The sequence below is a fragment of the Pseudoxanthomonas kaohsiungensis genome, assembly GCF_010211765.1.
Taxonomy (GTDB): domain Bacteria; phylum Pseudomonadota; class Gammaproteobacteria; order Xanthomonadales; family Xanthomonadaceae; genus Pseudoxanthomonas; species Pseudoxanthomonas kaohsiungensis.
Genome location: NZ_PDWO01000002.1, coordinates 220,310 through 237,424 on the forward strand (window position 1 = coordinate 220,310; position 17,115 = coordinate 237,424).

The window sequence follows — 17,115 nt, forward strand, 5'->3', positions numbered from 1 at the left end:
CGCCGGCAAGGAGCCATGGATGAAGACCCTGATCGCCCTGCTCGCCTGGTGCCTGCTGCTGGTGCTGTGCTGGCCGCTCGCCATCCTCGCGCTGGTGCTGTGGCCGCTGGTGTGGTTGCTGTCGCTGCCGTTCCGGCTGGTCGGCATCACCTTTACCGCGCTGTTCGCGTTCCTGGCCGCGCTGCTGATGCTGCCGGCGCGGCTGCTGGGTGGTGGGCCACGCCCGGCCGCCGCTTCGACCTGAGCACACCGGCACGGCGCCGGCGCCGCCGGCGCGCGACAGTCAGTCCGGCAGCGCGCGATAGCGGAAGTCGCGGAAGCGCACCGCTTCCTGGCCGGCGCTGTACAGGCCCGCGCGCAGGCTGAGGAATCCGCCGAACACGTTGTGGTGGATGCCCGACACTTCCATGCGCGTGCCGTGCAGGCGCCAGGTGCGGCCACCGTCGAACGAGTAATGCCAGGTCAGCACGTGCGCGTCATTGGTCAGCCGCACGCGGACCGGGCCATCGCCCTGGCGGGGTACCCGCGCCCAGGGATGCTCCTCGGCGTACTGGAAGGTCTTGACCGATTCCGGGGTGAAGCCCAGGCCGACGAAGGCCTTGTGGTTGTAGAACAGCAGCAGGCCGCCTTCGCCGTCGTCGGGCACGTCCACCGTCACTTCGAGCTCGTAGCTGCGATCGACCAGCGTGCACAGCAGCGGCGCGCTGTCCGCCGGCGAGGTGCCCGCGCCGGCCAGCGCGAGTGCGCCGTTACCGCGGCTGATCCGGGCCAGGCCGTCATCGCCCGGCTGGAACAGGCACCACTGCGTGCCGAGCCGGTCGCTGGAGAAATCGTCGGACAACGCGGTGCCGGCGCTGGGCGTGGACGAGGGCAGCGGCTTGCGCAATGGCCGCGACAGGTCGCCGCCTTTCGCGCGGAACCAGCCGTCGGCGCCCCATTCGACCGGCTCCAGCAGCACCTGCCGCCCGAGCGTGCGATAGCCGTTCTCGTAGCCGTGGTAGACCATCCACGCATCGCCCGCCGGCCCGTCGACCACGGTGGCGTGGCCGCGCGACCACCACGGCTCGTCGACCGACAGCGTGCGCACCAGCGGGTTGTGCGGGCAGTGCTCCCACGGCCCGTGCACCGAACGCGAACGCGCGGCGATCACCATGTGCCCGGTGACCGGCCCGGCGGTGCCGCCCACCGCGGTGACCAGGTACAGCCAGCCGTCGCGCCAGAACAGCTTGGGCCCTTCCGGCGCGAAGTTCTCGGTGATCCACTCCTCCGGATAGCGCCACGGCTCGTAGGCCATCTCCAGTTCGCCGTCGGTGGCCAGGCCGTCGTCGGTGAGCCGGATCTTGCGGATGCCGTTGACGAACAGGTAGCGCTTGCCGTCCTCGCCGACCACATGGCCCGGGTCGATGCAGTGCTCGATGCCCAGGTCGTCCGGATCGCTCCAGCGGCCGCTGCGGATATCGTCGGTCCAGATCACGAAGATCCGCCAGCCCTTGTCGCCCGGATTGGCCGGCAGGTAGATGTAGTAGCGATCGCCATGCTTGCACAGGTCCATCGCCCACACGTCGCCCAGCGACTGGTGCAGGGCCGGGCCCAGCGGCGTCCAGTTCACCAGGTCGGTCGAGTGCCAGAGGACGATCCCGGGCACGTCGCGGAACGAGGAGAACGTCATGTAGTAGTCGTCGCCATCCTTGAGGATGGTCGGGTCCGGACGGTCGCCGGCGACGATGGGATTGAGGTAGGTGCCATCGCCCAGGTCGGCGCGGCGCTGGCCTTCCACGCCACGGCGCCAGCGTGGCGGCGCCGTTACGCACGATTCGACCGCAGCGGCCGTGGCGTTGCCGCCGGAAAGCGCAGCCAGCGGTGCGGCCACCGCGCCGGCGGCCATCGTCCTGAAGAGATCCCTGCGCGTGGCCATCGGCTTTCCTCTGGTTTTCGCGGCGAATCTAGCCCGTGGTCGAGCCGGCATGCCAGCCATGCCCGGCCGGCATGGCGCGAGTCTCGCTACGTCGGTTGGCTTTGCTTGAATCAGGGCGCGTCGGCTTCGGACGGGGCCGCCGTCCTGCCGCCACGGGGGTCGTCGCTCGCGCCGGCGTCCCTGCCTCAGCTCGCGACCGCGGCACATCCCTGTGCCGCTCGACCCCCATGGCGACAGGACGGCGTCCTTCCGGCGCGTCGAGGGCGTGGCTTCGATCGTTGCCCGGGGCTCGCAGCGATAGGGCACTCCGCAGAAGTCATGGAACGGCGACAGCGAGGCGCTGCTCCCGCAGTCACTCCATCGATCGAAGCCACGACCCCGAAGATCCTTGAGGACGCCGTGTCCTGGGGAGAGGGCCCAAATGGCACATGGATGTGCCACGACCCGAGTAAAGACAGGATGTCGTCCCGAGGGATGGGCCCTCTCCCCGGGGCACGGCGGCCCCTTCCGAAGCCGACGCTCCAACCCGCCAGCTCCGAAGCCGACACGTCGGCAGCCAGCTCCGAACAAAGATTCCTTCGCCAGCCGCACCCCAAGCCGCCGCAAAGAGAAAGGGCAGGCCAATGGCCTGCCCTTTCATCCTTCCGGCGCGGGTAGCAGCGATTACGCCGCGGCCTTCTTCTCCGCGATCCAGCGGTCCACGCGCTTCTCCAGCAGGTCCAGCGGCATCGCACCGCCGCCCAGCACGGTGTCGTGGAAGCCGCGGATGTCGAACTTGTCGCCCAGCTCGGCCTCGGCCTTCTTGCGCAGGTCCTGGATCTTGATCATGCCGATCTTGTAGGCGGTGGCCTGGCCCGGGTTGACCAGGTAGCGCTGCACCTCGGACTTGACCGCCGCCGCCGGCACCGAACTGTTGGCGGTGAAGTAATCGATCGCCTGCTGCTCGGTCCAGCCCTTGGCATGCAGGCCGGTGTCCACCACCAGGCGGATCGCGCGCCACATCTCCGACATCAGCCGGCCGTACTCGGCGTAGTCGGTCTTGTAGGTGTCCGGGATCTCCTTGGCCAGCCACTCCGAGTACAGGCCCCAGCCCTCCGCGTAGGCGGTGGTGTTGTACTGCGTGCGGAACTTCGGGATGCCGGTCAGTTCCTGGGCGATGGCGATCTGCATGTGGTGGCCCGGCAGGCCCTCGTGGTACGCGATCACCTCCAGCTCGGTCTTCGGCATCGCGTTCATGTCGGAGAGGTGCGCGTAGTACACGCCCGGACGCGAACCGTCGGGGGTGCTCGGATAGTAGTGCTGCGCCGCGCCGGGCTGCTCGCGGAACGCCTCCACGCGCTTGACCACCAGGTCCGCCTTCGGCATCAGCCCGAAGTACTCTGGCAGGTGCTTCTTGATGTTGGCGATGTCGGCGGTGGCCTGGTCGATGTAGGCCTGGCGGCCGGCGTCGGTGTTGGGATACACGCGCGCCGGATCGTTGCGCACGTGCTCGAAGAACGCCTGCAGGTCGCCCTCGATGCCCATCTTCTTCTGCAGCGCCTCCAGCTCGCCGCGCAGGCGCGCCACTTCCGACAGGCCGAGCTCGTGGATCTGCTCGGCGGTCATGTCGGTGGTGGTGTTCTGCTTGAGCTGGTACTCGTAGTAGGCCTTGCCGTTCGGATGGGTGGTGCCCACGCCGGTGGCGTTGACCGCGGCCTTGGGCAGCTCCTCCTCGGCGAAGGCGATGACGCGCGCGTAGCCCGGCGCCACGTTCTCCAGCAGCGCCTTCTTCGCCAGCTCCTTCAGCTCGGCCGCGCGTTCGGCGGTGACCTTGCCGTCCTTGGCCAGCGCGTCGGCCTTGGCCTGGGCGTCGGCCCACAGCGCGCTGTCGGGGCCGTCGGTGAACGGCGCGCCGGTGACGACCTTCTTCGACTGGTCGAGCACGCCCTCGTAGGCGAACTTCGGCGGACGGATGCCCTGCGCGGTCGAGGCGCGGGTGCGCTCGAGCAGCTGGTCGAACACCACCGGCACCTTCTGCAGGCGCGAGACGTAGGCCAGGTAGTCCTTCTCGTCGTCGACCTGGTGGAAGTTGATCAGGAAGGTCGGCACCAGGTTCTGCATGCCGCTCATCTGGTCGAACGGATAGCCGTCGGCCAGGAACGGCATGCCGTCGCGCGCGCTTTCGTACTGGCGCTTCCACAGGTCCCAGGACAGCTGGGTTTCCGGATCGAGCCTGGCGTAGTCGAAGGTCGACTCCATTTCCTTGACCGACGCTTCCAGCCACGCGAGCTGCTTGCGGATCCCGGCCTCGGACATGTCGTCGATCTGGTCGTTCAGTTCCTTGCGGCCCTGGAACGAGAGCTGGATCGGGCTGAACTGCAGCTGCTCTTCGTACTTGGCGTCGAACCAGGCGTTGAGGCGTTCGGATTCGGCCTTGATCTGCTCGGGCGTGGCGGCCGCGGCCGCTTCGGTGGCCGCCGGCGCGCCGGCGTCGCCGGCCGGCTTCGAGCAGGCGGGCAGGAACAAGGCCATCGACAAGGCAAGGGCCAGGGGGGTCAGGGCGGAAGCTGGGCGCACGGCGGACTCTCGGGTGAGTGGGACAGCCGATTCTGCGCCCAACCGGCGCCGATGGACCATGCGGATGGTCATGCTCCGGGCCGCGGGAAGGCCCGTTCGGGCGCCGCCGGGCCGTCCGGGGGCATCCGCCCGGCGGAGCCATGCGTATGACTCGGGTACGATGCACCCCCTTCGCCATCGGTACCCCGCCATGACCGACCAGGACAGCTCCGCCCCCGTCACCCGGGACCAGGCCGAAGAGGCCGTGCGCACCCTGCTGCGCTGGGCCGGCGAGGATCCCGCGCGCGAGGGCCTGCTGGACACGCCCAAGCGCGTGGCCGAGGCCTACGGCGACTGGTTCAGCGGCTACCGCGAGGATCCGCGTGCCTACCTGGAGCGCACCTTCGAGGAAGTGGCCGGCTACGACGAGATGATCGTGCTGCGCGACATCGAGTACGAAAGCCATTGCGAGCACCATATGGCGCCGATCATCGGCCGCGTCCATGTCGGCTACCTGCCGGACGGCAAGGTGGTGGGGATCAGCAAGCTGGCGCGCGTGGTCGAGGCCTACGCGCGCCGCTTCCAGGTGCAGGAGAAGATGACCGCGCAGATCGCCCAGTGCATCCAGGACGTCCTGCACCCGCTGGGCGTGGGCGTGGTCGTCGAGGGCACCCACGAGTGCATGACCACCCGCGGCATCCACAAGCGCGGGGTGAGCATGGTGACCTCGAAGATGCTCGGCAGCTTCCGCGAGGACGCGCGCACGCGCGCCGAGTTCCTGCGCTTCATCGAAAGCGGCCGGCGCTGAGCGCGCCGATGGCGGTGCAGGCCTGTCCATGCGGCAGCGGCCAGGCGTATCCGCAGTGCTGCGGCCGCTGGCACGCCGGCGAGCCGGCGCCGGATGCGCAGGCGTTGATGCGGTCGCGCTACAGCGCCTACGTGCTCAAGCGGCGCGATTACCTGCTCGCCACCTGGCATCCCGCCACGCGCCCACCGGCGGACGAACTGGGCCTGGACGACGCGCCCGGCGCGCGCACCGCCTGGCTCGGCCTGGAGCTGAAATCGCACCGCGCCACCGGGCAGGACACGGCCGAGGTCGAATTCGTCGCCCGCTTCCGCGTCGGCGGTGGCCGCGCCCAGCGCCTGGTCGAGCGCAGCCGCTTCGAGCGCATCGACGGGCGCTGGTTCTACCGCGACGGCGACCTGCGCTGAGCGGCCGCATCTGTTGACTTCCGGCAGGTCACGCCGGACCCGTCCCGACCTAGAGTGGGTGCACCACGGCACCGGGAAGGCGCAGGATGAACAGCGACAGCACCCCTGCGGCCACGCCGCCCGCGCCGGGCAGGCACGCGCCGCGCCGGTTCCTGCGCCGCCTGTTGCGCGGCCTGGCCTGGCTGGCGCTGTTGCTGCTGGTCCTGGCGGCGCCGACGCTGGCCTACCACGCCCGCTGGAGCTGGCCGCGCGCCACCCTGCCCGGGGTGGGCACGGCGCAGGAGCAGCAGCGCGCCGCGCCGGCCATGGATCCGGCGCTGGCCACGCGGTTGATGGCGATCGTGCGCGACGCCCGCAGCACCTCCGGCCTGCCGTCGCTGTCGGCGGCGGTAGCGCGCACCGATGGACTGGACTGGGCCGGCGCCAGCGGCTGGGCCGACATCGATCGCCGCCAGGCGGCGGGCGTGGCTTCGCGCTATCGCACCGGCAGCATCGCCAAGCCGATCACCGCAGTGGCGATGATGCGCCTGGCCGAAGCCGGCGCGCTCGACCTCGACGCGCCCGGCGCCGAGGTGGTGTCCGGCCTGCCCCCGGGCCTGGCGCCGCTGACCGCGCGGCAGCTGGCCTCGCACACCGGTGGCGTCCGCCATTACTCGCCGATGCCCTGGGGCTGGTGGTGGCCGGGCTGGTTCGAGGCCAACTCGCAGCGGCACTATCCGAGCGTGGAGGCCGGGCTGGCGCTGTTCGCCGGCGACCGCCTGCGCTTCGCGCCGGGCGCGGGCTTCCAGTACTCCACCTTCGGTTACTCGCTGCTGTCGCGGCTGCTGGAGGGCGCGGCGGGGCGGCCGTTCCCGGCGCTGCTGGCCGCGCAGGTGTTCGCGCCGGCCGGCATGACCGGGACCGCGGTCGACACGCCCGGCGCGATGCCCGACCGGGTCGCCTTCTACGTGGGCCAGGGCGACCGCTACACCGCGGCGCGCCCGGTCGATTCGAGCTTCCGCATCGCCGGCGGCGGCCTGGTGTCCACGCCGACCGACCTGGCGCGCTTCGGCCTCGCGTTGCAGGACGGCCGGCTGCTGTCGGCGGACGGCGTCCGGCGGATGTGGACCGTGCAGCCGCTGGCCGACGGCAGCGCCAACCCGCAGAACTACGCGCTGGGCTGGCGGGTGGACGAATCGACGCGCCTGTTCGTCGACGGCCGGCCGTTGCAGGTGGTCCACCACGGCGGCAGCCAGGCCGGCGCCGCCGCCTTCCTGCTGCTGGTGCCGGAACAGGGGCTGGCGGTGGCGGTGATGGCGAACTCCAGCGACGGCCGCGCGCAGGTGCAGGACACCGCCCTGCGGCTGGCGCAGGAACTGCTGCAGGTGCCAGCGGCGGTAAAAGCGGCTGCCCACGCGGACTGAGCGCGGCGCGTGCGCGCGTGCGTTGGCGGCGCCGTGAACGCCGGCCATGCCGCGCGTCCTAGAATGCACCGCAGGCCATGGAGACGGCAGCCGTGCACGCCCCCACCTTTCCACTCCGCATTTCCGCCCCGGTTCTCGCGCTGCTGCTGGCGCTGCCGTTGCCGCTGTGCGCGCAGGACGCGGCCTTCCAGCGCTGCCTGGCGGCGATGCAGCCGCAGGCCGCCGCGCGCGGCGTCGATGCGGCCACGTTCGCGCGCTACACCGCCGACCTGCAGCCCGATCGCACGGTGCTGCCGCTGCTCGACGCGCAGCCGGAGTTCACCACGCCGATCTGGGACTACCTGGCCGGGCTCGTCGACGACCAGCGCGTGGCCGACGGCAGGGCGATGCTGGCGACCCGTCGCGACCTGCTGGCGCGCCTGCAGGCCCAGTACGGCGTCGATCCGGAGACGGTGGTGGCGGTGTGGGGCGTGGAGAGCGACTACGGCCGCATCACCGGCAAGCGCCCGCTGCGGGTGTCGCTGGCCACGCTGGCCTGCGAGGGCCGGCGCCAGGACTTCTTCCGCGGCGAGTTCCTCGCCCTGCTGTCGTTGCTCCAGGCGGGCGACCTGTCCGATCCGCAGTTGACCGGATCGTGGGCGGGCGCGTTCGGGCAGACCCAGTTCATTCCGAGCACCTACGCGCGCATCGCGGTCGATGGCGACGGCGATGGCCGCCGCGACCTGGTCGCCAGCGTGCCCGATGCGTTGGCCTCCACCGCCCATTACCTGCAGCGGGCCGGCTGGCGCACGGGCGAACCGTGGGGCTACGAGGTCAAGCTGCCGCCGGGGTTCGACGCATCGCTGGCCGGGCGCACCGCGCGCCGGCCGCTGTCGGACTGGGTGGCGCGGGGCATCGCCCGGGCCGACGGGAGCGCGATCGCGGCCAGCGACGCACGCAGTGCGCTGCTGCTGCCGGCCGGCCGCGACGGGCCGGCGTTCCTGGTGTTCCGCAACTACGACGCGATCTATTCGTACAACGCCGCCGAGAGCTACGCCCTGGCCATCGCCACGCTGGCCGACCGCCTGCGCGGCGGCGCGGGGATCGTCGCCGCCTGGCCGACCGACGATCCGGGCCTGTCGCGCGCGCAGCGCCGCGAGCTGCAGGCGTTGCTGCTCGCGCGCGGCCACGACATCGGCGCGGTCGACGGCATGGTCGGCACCGCCACCCGGCGGGCGATCGCCGCCGAGCAGGCGCAGCTGGGACTGCAGCCGGCCGATGGCCGCGCCGGCCAGCGCATCCTGGCGGCCCTGCGTGCCGCAGCCCCGCCCGCGCCCGCGCCGGCCACGGCGTTCGGGCTCCCGCCCGCTTACGCGACGCTGGTGCAGTCGCCCTCGCCCACCACCCGAAGGACAGTGAAGATGCAGGATGTTCCCGGCCTCAGCCTCGGCAAGCACCACGGACTGGACGCCTTGCTGGTGGACACGCCGCTGGCCACGGCGGCGGTCTCGCTGTTCGGCGGGCAGGTGGTCTCGTTCGCGCCTACCGGGCAGCAGGACGTGTTCTGGCTGTCGCCGTTGCGGGCGGAGCTGCCGACCCCGATCCGCGGCGGCACCCCCGTGTGCTGGCCGTACTTCGGCCGCCAGGGCCAGTCGAACGAGGTGCCCGCGCACGGCTTCGTCCGCACCGTGCCGTGGCAGCTGGTCGCCGCGAGCCGCGAAGCCGATGGCACCGTGGTGCTCGAGCTGGAACCGCCGCCGCTGCAGGACCTGGCGCTGCGCCTGCGCATGCAGCTGCGCATCGGCCGCACCCTGGAGCAGCGCCTGTCGACGACCAATGCGGGGACGCAGCCGGTGCGCTTCACCGAAGCGCTGCACAACTATTTCCGGGTCGGCGACGCGGCCAAGGTGCGGATCGAGGGCCTGGACGGGCTGACCTTCCTCGACAAGAACGACGGCGGCAATGCGCACGTGCAGCAGGGCCACTGGGACCTGCACGATCCGCGCGACCCGGGCCGCGCCGACCGCCTGTTCCCCGGCGCCGGCGGCAGCTACCGCCTGGTCGACCCGGGCCTGCGCCGGCGGATCGACCTGCAGGTGGACGGCGGGCGCAGCGCGGTGGTGTGGAACCCGGGCGAGGCCGGTGCCGCGCGCATGGCCGACGTCGGCCCGCACTGGCGCGAGTTCGTCTGCCTGGAAGCGGCCAACGCCGGCCCCGACGTGGTCGAACTGGCGCCGGGCGCCACCCACACCTTGGTCCAGACGATCTCGGCGGCGCCGTTGTAGGAGCCGATCCTCATCGGCGACTCCGTAACGTTCGGTCAGCCGCGATCATCCGCGACATCGGTGTCGCCGATGAGGATCGGCTCCTACATCCATCAGGCACGGATAGGTGGCGGGGCCGTACACTTCGCGCCTTCGGGCTGCCGCGCGCACTCGGGCAGATGACGCGACGATGACCCGCACACACAGGACGTAAGCGTGGACCCCTCCCTGCATCGGCCGGCCGCGCGGCGCGCGGCGCTGGCCTTCATCTTCGTCACCGTGCTGATCGACGTGCTGGCCTTCGGCGTGATCATCCCGGTGCTGCCGCACCTGGTGGAGGCGTTCACCGGCGGCGACATCGCCAGCGCCGCGCGCTGGGTCGGCGTGTTCGGCATGGTCTTCGCGGCGGTGCAGTTCGTCTCCACCCCGGTGCAGGGCGCGCTGTCGGACCGCTACGGGCGGCGCCCGGTGATCCTGCTGTCGTGCCTGGGCCTGGGCCTGGACTTCGTGTTCATGGCGCTGGCCAGTTCGCTGCCGATGCTGCTGGCCGGTCGGATCATCTCCGGCATCTTCTCGGCCAGCTTCACCACCGCCAACGCATACATCGCCGACGTCACCCCGCCGGACCGGCGCGCGAAGAGCTACGGCATGATCGGCGCCGCGTTCGGCCTGGGTTTCGTGATCGGCCCGCTGATCGGCGGCTGGCTGGGCGGCATCGACCTGCGCCTGCCGTTCTGGTTCGCCGCGGGGCTGGCGCTGCTGAACTTCCTCTACGGGTGGTTCGTGCTGCCCGAGTCGCTGCCGCCGGAGCGGCGCTCGCCGCGGTTCGACGCGGCCCACGCCAATCCGTTCGGGGCGCTGGTGCTGCTGCGCGCGTATCCGCAGGTGTTCGGCCTGGCGGCGGTGGTGTTCCTGGCCAACCTGGCCCACTACGTGTACCCGAGCATCTTCGTGCTGTTCGCCGACTACCGCTACCGGTGGGGGCCGCGCGAGGTGAGCTGGGTGCTGGCGGCGGTGGGCGTGCTCAGCATCATCGTCAACGTGGGCCTGGTCGGGCGCACGGTCCGGGCGATCGGCGAGCGGCGCACGCTGCTGCTCGGCCTGGCCTGCGGCGTGGCCGGCTTCGTCATCTACGGCCTGGCCGGCCACGGCTGGCTGTTCCTCGTCGGCTTGCCGGTGAGTGCGTTGTGGGCGTTGGCCGCGCCGGCGACGCAGGCGCTGATCACGCGCCAGGTGGGGCCGGAGGTCCAGGGGCGCATCCAGGGCGCGCTGATGAGCCTGACCAGCCTGGCCGGCATCGCCGGGCCGCTGGTGTTCGCCAACGTGTTCGCGGTCTTCGTCGGTGCGGATGCGCCAGCGCAGGTGCCGGGGGCGCCATGGCTGCTGGCGGCCCTGTTGCTGGCCTGCGCGTGGTTCGTCGGTTGGCGCCACGCCCCGCGGCATCCCGCGCCTGCGTAGGAGCCGATCCTTATCGGCGACACGGGCGCCGCCGGTCGCAGCATCGCGCGGGAAGCGGTGACGCCTGCATTACCGGTGGTTCGGGTGCCCGACTGCCTCGGGTCGCCGATGAGGATCGGCTCTTACAATGCGCGTCGCCGGCGGCCACGCGTGGGTGGCCGCCGGCACGTGCGTCAGTCGTTGTCCACGGCCAGGATGCGGCCGTCCTTCGCGTCGACGCGCACTTCGATGTTCTTGCCGTCGTCGCGCTCGGCGTCGGCCTTCCACACGCCGTCGTCGTAATCCACGTCATGCACCTTCGAGTAGCCGGCGGCGGTCACCTTGGCCTTGACGTCGTCGGCGGTGAGGTTGGAGACGACGTCCTCGGCATAGACCTTGCCGGTGGCGTCGACGCGCAGGTCGATGCGGTTGCCGTCGGCGCTGGTGGCATCGGTTTCCCACATGCCGTCCTCGAACTCGAGGTCGTCGATGCGGGTGTAGCCCTGCTTGGTCAGCAGTTCGCGCACCTGCGGCTCGGTCAACGACGCGGCCTTCTCGGCGGCGAAGGCGGCGGGGACGGTGGCCAGGGAAAGCAGGGCGATGGCAAGGGGGCGCAGCGTCATGTCGTTCTCCGGAAGGTTGGGGACGCCCACCCTGCACCGGCCCACCTCAGGGTCCGGTGAACGCGGCGATGTCGATACCGGCACCGTTCAGCGGCGTGAATGCCGGGCTGCAAGTCCACGCCAGGGCGGCTGTTACGCTGGCGCCCCGACGAGTGAAACCGCAGTCGCCAGCACGGCCACCCGCACACGCAGCGCACGCTCGGCCGGAGCCGCGGCCGCACTGCGCACGGCCACGCATCCCGCACACAGGGCGGTGGAGTCGCTGCCGCTGATGCGTGCACTGATGTCCGCCGACATCGACCCTTCGACCTACACCGACGTGCTGCGCCGGCAGTGGCGCATCCATGCCGGCTGGGAGCAGGCGAACGCGGACTGGCTGCGGGCGCAGGCGTGGACCTACCGGCCGCGCGCGCCGGCATTGCAGGCCGACCTGGACTGGTTGCAGGCCGGAGCGCCGGACGGTGCGCCGATGCCGGCGCCCCGGGTGGACGACGACGCCAGCGGCTGGGGCATGCTCTATGTCGTGGAAGGCTCGGCGCTGGGTGGCCAGGTGATCGCCCGGCACCTGCGCCGCACCCGGCCGGAGCTGGCCGGCGCCCTGCGGCACTTCGGCGCCGCAACGCCACCGGGCCAGGAATGGCCGCGCTTCTTGGCCCTGCTCGAGCGGCACCTGCGCGATGCCTCCGCGCTTGCCCGCGCGGTCGACGGCGCGCGCGCATTGTTAGCCCACTTCCACCACCACCTTGCCGGCGCTCGCGCATGACCGGACCGCCCGACCTCGACGCCTGCGCGCGCGAACCGATCCACATCCCCGGATCGATCCAGCCGCACGGCGTGCTGCTGGTGGTCGATCCGGCCGACGGCCGCGTGCTGCAGGCAAGCGCCAATGCCTGCGCCGTGCTGACCGACGGCGTCGGCCGCGTGGCCGGCGAGCAGTTCGGCGCGCTGTTGCAGGTCGATCCCGGGCAGGCCGCGTGGCTGCGCCCGACCGAGGGCGTCGTCCACGTCCCCGTGGCGCCCTGCACGCTGGTGCAGACCGGCGACATCGGCTGGAACGCGGTCTGGCACTTGTATCCACGCCATTGGCTGCTGGAACTGGAGCCGGCGCGCGGGGCTTCGTCGCTGGCGCTGACCGACGCCCTGCGTGCGCAGCGCCAGATCGACCGCGCCGGCAGCATCGCCCTGGCCGCGCACCACGCCGCCGCGGAGATCCGGGCGCTGACCGGCTACGACCGGGTCATGGTCTACCGCTTCGACGAGCACTGGCACGGCGACGTGATCGCCGAAGTCCACCGCGCCGGGCTCGAGAGCTACCTCGGCCTGCACTACCCGGCCAGCGACATCCCGGTGCAGGCGCGCGCGCTGTACCTGCGCATGCGCGTCCGCCAGATCGTCGATGTCGGCTACGTGCCGGTGCCGATCGAGCCGCTGCTCGACCCGCGCGACGGGCAGCCGGTGGACCTGAGCGACGTGGCGGTGCGCAGCGTCTCGCCCGTGCACTGCGAATACCTGGCCAACATGGGCGTGGCCGCGACCCTGGTGGCATCGCTGGTGGTCAACAACCAGCTCTGGGGCCTGGTCGCCTGCCACCACTACCAGCCGCGCTTCATCGACGCGCCGCTGCGCGACGCCTGCGAGGCGATCAGCCAGGCGCTGGCCGCGCGCGTGGGCAGCCTGGCCGCGATCGAGCGCCTGGCCGACGAGGAGGTGCTGCTGACCGTGCGCGAGAAGCTGATCACGGCGTTCTCCGAGGCAGAGGCCTTCACCCCGGAGATCCTCGACGGCCTGGCGCCGCACCTGATCGACGTGGTCGACGCCGACGGCGTGGCGGTATTCCATGGCGACCGCGTCAGCCGCCACGGCGCGCTCCCGGACGAAGCGTCGCTGGCGCGGATCCGCGAGGCGATGGAGGCAGCCGCGTCGGCGCGCGCCGGCGACGCCACCGGCGTGCTGCACGTGGACGCGATCGGCGAGGCCTTTCCGCAGCTGGCCGACCTGGCGCCCGATGCGGCCGGGCTCGTGTACGTGCCGCTGGCGCCCAAGGCGCGCAGTGCGTTGCTGTGGACGCGCCGGGAACAGGTGCGGACCGTGAACTGGGCCGGCAACCCCGCGCTGTCCAAGCTGGCCGACATCCCCGGCGCCGGGCTGTCGCCACGCAAGAGCTTCGAGCTGTGGCAGGACATCGTGCGCGGCCGCGCGCGGCCGTGGTCGCCGCTGCACCTGGAATCGGCGCGCAGCCTGCGCCTGCTGATCGAGCTGATGGAGCGCAAGCGCGACCGCCAGGACCTGGCGCTGATGGAAGCCACCCTCACCCACATGCGCCACGGCGTGGCGATCATCGAGCGCGCCGGGTCGCCGGCCAGCAGCCGGCTGGCATTCGCCAACCCCGCGTTCGCCCGGGCCAGCGGCTCCGGCACCACCGCGCTGATCGGCCAGGCGCTGGCATCGCTGGAGCCGGTGCTGTCGGCATCGATGGCCGCCGCGCGGGTGGAGCAGCGACTGGGCGAAAACCGCGCCTTCGGCGAATGCCTGCCGTTGCAGCGCGACGATGGCGTGCTGCGCGACTGGCTGTTCGAGTTCGAGCCGCTGCAGGCTGGCGATGACGCCCAGCACTGGCTGTTGCAGCTGCGCGAAGCGGATCCGCGGCCGGAAGTCGGCCGCTAGCTAGCGCAGTTCGAGCCGCGACTGGCCGAGCGGCACGCCCATCGGTCCCCAGCGGGCCTCGACGATCACGCCCCCGCCGTCGCGGTCCAGCGCGACCACCGTGCTGGACCGGGTGCCGTAGTCGTCGCCGCGGATGAAGGCCGACGACAGCCAGCGCTCGCGCTCCAGCCCGATGCCGGTGTCGGGCAGTCGCGCATCGGGCCAGCGGGTTTCGTCGGCGAGTGCGGCGAACAGCGGCGCGAAGTCGTCGTCGCCGCCGGCATCGATCCAGCGGCGCAGCGCGGCGCCGAGCGCGACCGCCTTCGGCCACGGCGTGTCGAGCTGCGCGTTGGACAGCACGTGCACGCCGGGGCCGGGATGGGCCATGCGCGGGTGCGGCAGGTTGCCGGTCCAGGTGCATTCCTGGGCGTCGGCGAGCAGCAGGTTGAAGGGGCGGTACGCCGGGGCGTCGGCCTGCAATGCCCGGGCGCGCATCGCCGCGCCTTCGCCGCCGCGCAGGTAGTCGCTGGCGAGCAGGCCGCGCGACAGCCCGTCCTGCGGCGCGCGCAGGTCGCGCACGTTGGTCACCAGTGCGCAGCGGCCGCGTCCGTCCACGCCGAGCCAGGTGCCGCCGGCTTCCAGGTCGCGGCCGGCGACGATGCCGGAGCCGTCGTCCCACGCGGCCAGGGCCGCGGTCGGGCGCGCGTGGAACTCGTCGCGGTTGCCGGCCAGCAGCAGGCGCCAGCGCGGATGCGCGTTCCAGGCGAAGGCGACCACGCACATGGCGGCAGGCCTGCGGTGGTCAGGCGCGCATCGACGCGCGGCGGCGCGCGGCGGCGACCCAGCGCGCGGCCACCGCCGGCGAGGTGATGCACACCGCCTCGTCGGTCACGGTCGTCACCGCGCGCTCGAGCAGCTGGATGTCGGCCTCGTGCTGGCGGGCCACGTGCGGATCCTCGAAGAACACCGCGCGCTGGCAGCGGCGCTCCAGCACCAGGTCGGCGATCTGCGCGTCGCCGCCCATCGGCCCGCTGAGGAAGCGGTGCACCCAGGGCGTGTCCTGCGGCCAGCCGCGGCTCCAGGCCATCTCGTTGAGGCGCTGGCCGGTGGTGCCGGTGGCCACGCGCCGGGCGAAGCGCGACAGCAGGTCGTAGTGCTCCGACGCGAAGGCCAGCATCTGCGGCTTCATCGCGTCGTGGGCGATCATCGCCAGTGTCTGCGACTCGAACGCGTGCAGGCGGTCGGCACCCGGATCCGGCGCCAGCCCGGCGAGGATGCGCTCGTTCTCGATCCAGTCGCGGGCGCTGGACACGGTGGAAATGAAGGGCTTGCCGTGGATCACGCACTGGCGCTTGAGCGCCACCGCTTCGGGGAAGATCGAGGACGGGTCGACCGGATCGATGAGGTAGATCGCGCCGTCCAGCGTGCGCGCGTCGCCTTCCATGCCCACGACTTCGGCGACCAGCTTCATCAGCCCGCCTTCGCGCCCGTAGGGATAGCGCTTCAGCCCGGCATGGCCGGCGAGCATGCCGGCCGCGGCGATCGCATCATGGGTGCGGCCGACCGCGTGCAGCTCCAGCCCCAGTTCGCGGATGCCGGCCTGGCTGGCGCGCAGCCAGCGGAACAGTGCGGCGTCCTCGGTGGCGTGGTGCAGGCGGTTGGCGGCGAGGCCCAGGCGCATGGCTGGCGTTCCGTCGGTGCGGCGGGAACGCCAGTCTAACCGCCCGCCGCGCTAGAGCAGCCACAACTCCACGCGCTCGTTGCGCTGGCGCGCCGCTTCGCCATCGCCGGCCGCCAGCGGCCGCGCCGCGCCCAGCCCGCGCGTGCGCTGCACGCTGATCCCGTTCTCCACCAGGTAGGCGGCGACGATGTCGGCGCGGTTGGTGCTGGTCATGGTCGCGAACAGGCGCGCGGTCGGGTCGGCGCTGGCGAAGCCGACCACGCTCAGGCTGCGGCCGCGGTTCTCCGGCCGCTTCATCCAGGCCACCAGCCGTTCCAGCTGCTGGGCCGAATAGCTGTCGTAGATCGTGGTCAGCGACTTGAGGTTGAAGCGCAGCGCCAGCGGCAGGCGCTGCGCGCCGTCGATCGCCGCGCGGTAGTCGGCCGGCAGGCCTTCCGCCTCGACCGGTGCGGCCGTCGATGGCAGCGCCGGATCCAGCGCGACCAGGCCCTGCCGGCGGACCACCTGCTGCGCGCGTGCAGTGACCGTGTAGAGCGCGAAGCTGCGCCCCAGCGCGGACATCATCTGGCCGCCATACACGGTGTACGGGCGCACCAGTGGATAGTCGCGGCTGCCGACGCCGGCGGCATCGGCCGGCACCGCGACGCCACCGTCGGCGACCGCCAGCGAGCGCAGCTCCCGGGGCAGCGGCGTGGTCAGTTCGACGATGGCCAGTGCGCCGGGGTCGCGGGCCACCGCGCGCGCGGCGGAACGCAGGTCCGGATGGCGCTGGATCGAGGCGCGCGGCGCGCGGGCTGCCGTCACCCGCTCGCGCAGGAAATCGTCCAGCCCGCCGTGCGCCGGCCCGCCGTGCAGGCGCAGCGGTGCCTGGCGGCCGCCCAGTTGCGACCAGTCGCGCACTTCGCCGCCCAGCAGCGCACGCAGCTGGGCCATGTCGATCCGCTGCAAGGGGTTGTCGCGATGCACGACCACCGCCGCGCCGTTGAGCGCGAGCACGAACTCCTGGTCCGGCGAGGCCAGGTCGCCGAGCTGCCAGCCGTCCTCGCGCTCGCGCGCGCTCGGCGGCCGCGCCAGCATCGCCAGCTCCGCCTCGCCCTTGACCAGCGCGGCGAAGCCGGCGGCGGCGCCGCGCTTGCCGATCTCCACCACCAGCGGCGTGCCATCGCGCTCGGCGTGGATCTCCATCAGTGCCGGCGCGCGCGGCACGCGGCGCAGGCCGGTGTACTCGATCGAGCGCAACCAGTCCTCGACCAGCGCCGGCATCAGCGTGTCGCCGATCGAGTTCGAGCCGTGGATGCGCAGGCGCTCGACGTCATCCTGGGCGTGTGCGGTGGTCGCGCCCGCAGCCAATGCCAGCAGCGCGAATGCCGCGCGTGCGATCAATCCGGTCATGCCAATCCCCTGTCGCGAAGCGCCGGGAGTG

At 72.2% G+C, this 17,115-nt stretch carries 14 protein-coding genes; 8 read left to right on the forward strand and 6 right to left on the reverse strand.

Annotated features, from left to right (window positions below; all coding sequences use genetic code 11):
- Positions 1-19 precede the first annotated feature (19 nt).
- On the forward strand, positions 20-244 hold the full coding sequence (locus tag CSC66_RS03435; protein ID WP_162375986.1) for a hypothetical protein: 225 nt from the start codon (positions 20-22) through the stop codon (positions 242-244).
- 39 nt (positions 245-283) lie between these two features.
- On the opposite strand, the gene CSC66_RS03440 is transcribed toward CSC66_RS03435, so the two are convergent.
- Entirely contained in the window at positions 284-1,915 is a 1,632-nt protein-coding gene (locus CSC66_RS03440; protein ID WP_162375987.1) for a family 43 glycosylhydrolase, read from the reverse strand.
- Positions 1,916-2,578: 663 nt separating this feature from the next.
- On the reverse strand, positions 2,579-4,471 hold the full coding sequence (locus CSC66_RS03445) for a DUF885 domain-containing protein (protein WP_202935585.1): 1,893 nt from the start codon (positions 4,469-4,471) through the stop codon (positions 2,579-2,581).
- Positions 4,472-4,661: 190 nt separating this feature from the next.
- On the opposite strand from CSC66_RS03445, the gene folE reads away from it, so the two are divergent.
- The 5 genes from folE to CSC66_RS03470 all read left to right on the forward strand — a co-directional run bounded on the left by folE (position 4,662) and on the right by CSC66_RS03470 (position 10,766).
- Complete coding sequence (gene folE, locus CSC66_RS03450; RefSeq protein ID WP_162375988.1) at positions 4,662-5,258, forward strand: GTP cyclohydrolase I FolE; 597 nt, start codon at positions 4,662-4,664, stop codon at positions 5,256-5,258.
- An 8-nt stretch (positions 5,259-5,266) separates the two neighbouring features.
- Positions 5,267-5,662 (forward strand): YchJ family protein, encoded by a 396-nt coding sequence (locus CSC66_RS03455; protein WP_162375989.1) that lies wholly within the window; start codon positions 5,267-5,269, stop codon positions 5,660-5,662.
- A gap of 86 nt (positions 5,663-5,748) precedes the next feature.
- Positions 5,749-7,065 carry a serine hydrolase domain-containing protein gene (locus tag CSC66_RS03460; protein WP_162375990.1) on the forward strand — a complete coding sequence of 439 codons (1,317 nt, stop codon included), beginning with the start codon at positions 5,749-5,751 and terminating at the stop codon, positions 7,063-7,065.
- A 119-nt stretch (positions 7,066-7,184) separates the two neighbouring features.
- Entirely contained in the window at positions 7,185-9,329 is a 2,145-nt protein-coding gene (locus tag CSC66_RS03465; protein WP_449301473.1) for a lytic murein transglycosylase, read from the forward strand.
- Positions 9,330-9,524: 195 nt separating this feature from the next.
- Positions 9,525-10,766: a TCR/Tet family MFS transporter gene (locus CSC66_RS03470; RefSeq protein ID WP_238394251.1), complete on the forward strand. Its 1,242-nt coding sequence runs from the start codon at positions 9,525-9,527 to the stop codon at positions 10,764-10,766.
- Between the two features lie 173 nt (positions 10,767-10,939).
- Here the strand turns inward: CSC66_RS03470 and CSC66_RS03475 are convergent, their stop codons facing one another.
- Positions 10,940-11,368 (reverse strand): PepSY domain-containing protein, encoded by a 429-nt coding sequence (locus CSC66_RS03475; protein WP_162375992.1) that lies wholly within the window; start codon positions 11,366-11,368, stop codon positions 10,940-10,942.
- Between the two features lie 220 nt (positions 11,369-11,588).
- Here CSC66_RS03475 and CSC66_RS03480 point away from each other — a divergent pair, with 220 nt between their 5' ends.
- Both CSC66_RS03480 and CSC66_RS03485 read left to right on the forward strand, forming a co-directional pair.
- Positions 11,589-12,131: a biliverdin-producing heme oxygenase gene (locus CSC66_RS03480; RefSeq protein WP_238394274.1), complete on the forward strand. Its 543-nt coding sequence runs from the start codon at positions 11,589-11,591 to the stop codon at positions 12,129-12,131.
- Positions 12,128-14,032: a GAF domain-containing protein gene (locus CSC66_RS03485; RefSeq protein ID WP_162375994.1), complete on the forward strand. Its 1,905-nt coding sequence runs from the start codon at positions 12,128-12,130 to the stop codon at positions 14,030-14,032. Before CSC66_RS03480 ends, CSC66_RS03485 begins: the two co-directional genes overlap by 4 nt.
- Here CSC66_RS03485 and CSC66_RS03490 read toward each other — a convergent pair whose 3' ends face one another.
- From CSC66_RS03490 to CSC66_RS03500, 3 genes are read right to left on the reverse strand one after another with little or no spacing between them, the layout of a single operon-like run.
- The gene (locus CSC66_RS03490; protein ID WP_162375995.1) at positions 14,033-14,794 is read right to left on the reverse strand and encodes an NRDE family protein; all 762 of its coding nucleotides are present in this window, start codon (positions 14,792-14,794) and stop codon (positions 14,033-14,035) included.
- Between the two features lie 19 nt (positions 14,795-14,813).
- The gene (locus tag CSC66_RS03495; protein WP_162375996.1) at positions 14,814-15,692 is read right to left on the reverse strand and encodes a methylglyoxal synthase; all 879 of its coding nucleotides are present in this window, start codon (positions 15,690-15,692) and stop codon (positions 14,814-14,816) included.
- A 51-nt stretch (positions 15,693-15,743) separates the two neighbouring features.
- Positions 15,744-17,084 (reverse strand): phosphate ABC transporter substrate-binding/OmpA family protein, encoded by a 1,341-nt coding sequence (locus CSC66_RS03500; RefSeq protein WP_162375997.1) that lies wholly within the window; start codon positions 17,082-17,084, stop codon positions 15,744-15,746.
- Positions 17,085-17,115 lie beyond the last annotated feature (31 nt).

Excerpts from the sequence above, each read along its gene's own strand:
- CSC66_RS03435 (WP_162375986.1), top strand. The coding sequence starts at position 20 with ATGAAGACCCTGATCGCCCTGCTCGCCTGGTGCCTGCTGCTGGTGCTG.
- CSC66_RS03440 (WP_162375987.1), bottom strand. The coding sequence starts at position 1,915 with ATGGCCACGCGCAGGGATCTCTTCAGGACGATGGCCGCCGGCGCGGTG.
- folE (WP_162375988.1), top strand. The coding sequence starts at position 4,662 with ATGACCGACCAGGACAGCTCCGCCCCCGTCACCCGGGACCAGGCCGAA.
- CSC66_RS03455 (WP_162375989.1), top strand. The coding sequence starts at position 5,267 with ATGGCGGTGCAGGCCTGTCCATGCGGCAGCGGCCAGGCGTATCCGCAG.
- CSC66_RS03460 (WP_162375990.1), top strand. The coding sequence starts at position 5,749 with ATGAACAGCGACAGCACCCCTGCGGCCACGCCGCCCGCGCCGGGCAGG.
- CSC66_RS03475 (WP_162375992.1), bottom strand. The coding sequence starts at position 11,368 with ATGACGCTGCGCCCCCTTGCCATCGCCCTGCTTTCCCTGGCCACCGTC.
- CSC66_RS03485 (WP_162375994.1), top strand. The coding sequence starts at position 12,128 with ATGACCGGACCGCCCGACCTCGACGCCTGCGCGCGCGAACCGATCCAC.
- CSC66_RS03490 (WP_162375995.1), bottom strand. The coding sequence starts at position 14,794 with ATGTGCGTGGTCGCCTTCGCCTGGAACGCGCATCCGCGCTGGCGCCTG.
- CSC66_RS03495 (WP_162375996.1), bottom strand. The coding sequence starts at position 15,692 with ATGCGCCTGGGCCTCGCCGCCAACCGCCTGCACCACGCCACCGAGGAC.
- CSC66_RS03500 (WP_162375997.1), bottom strand. The coding sequence starts at position 17,084 with ATGACCGGATTGATCGCACGCGCGGCATTCGCGCTGCTGGCATTGGCT.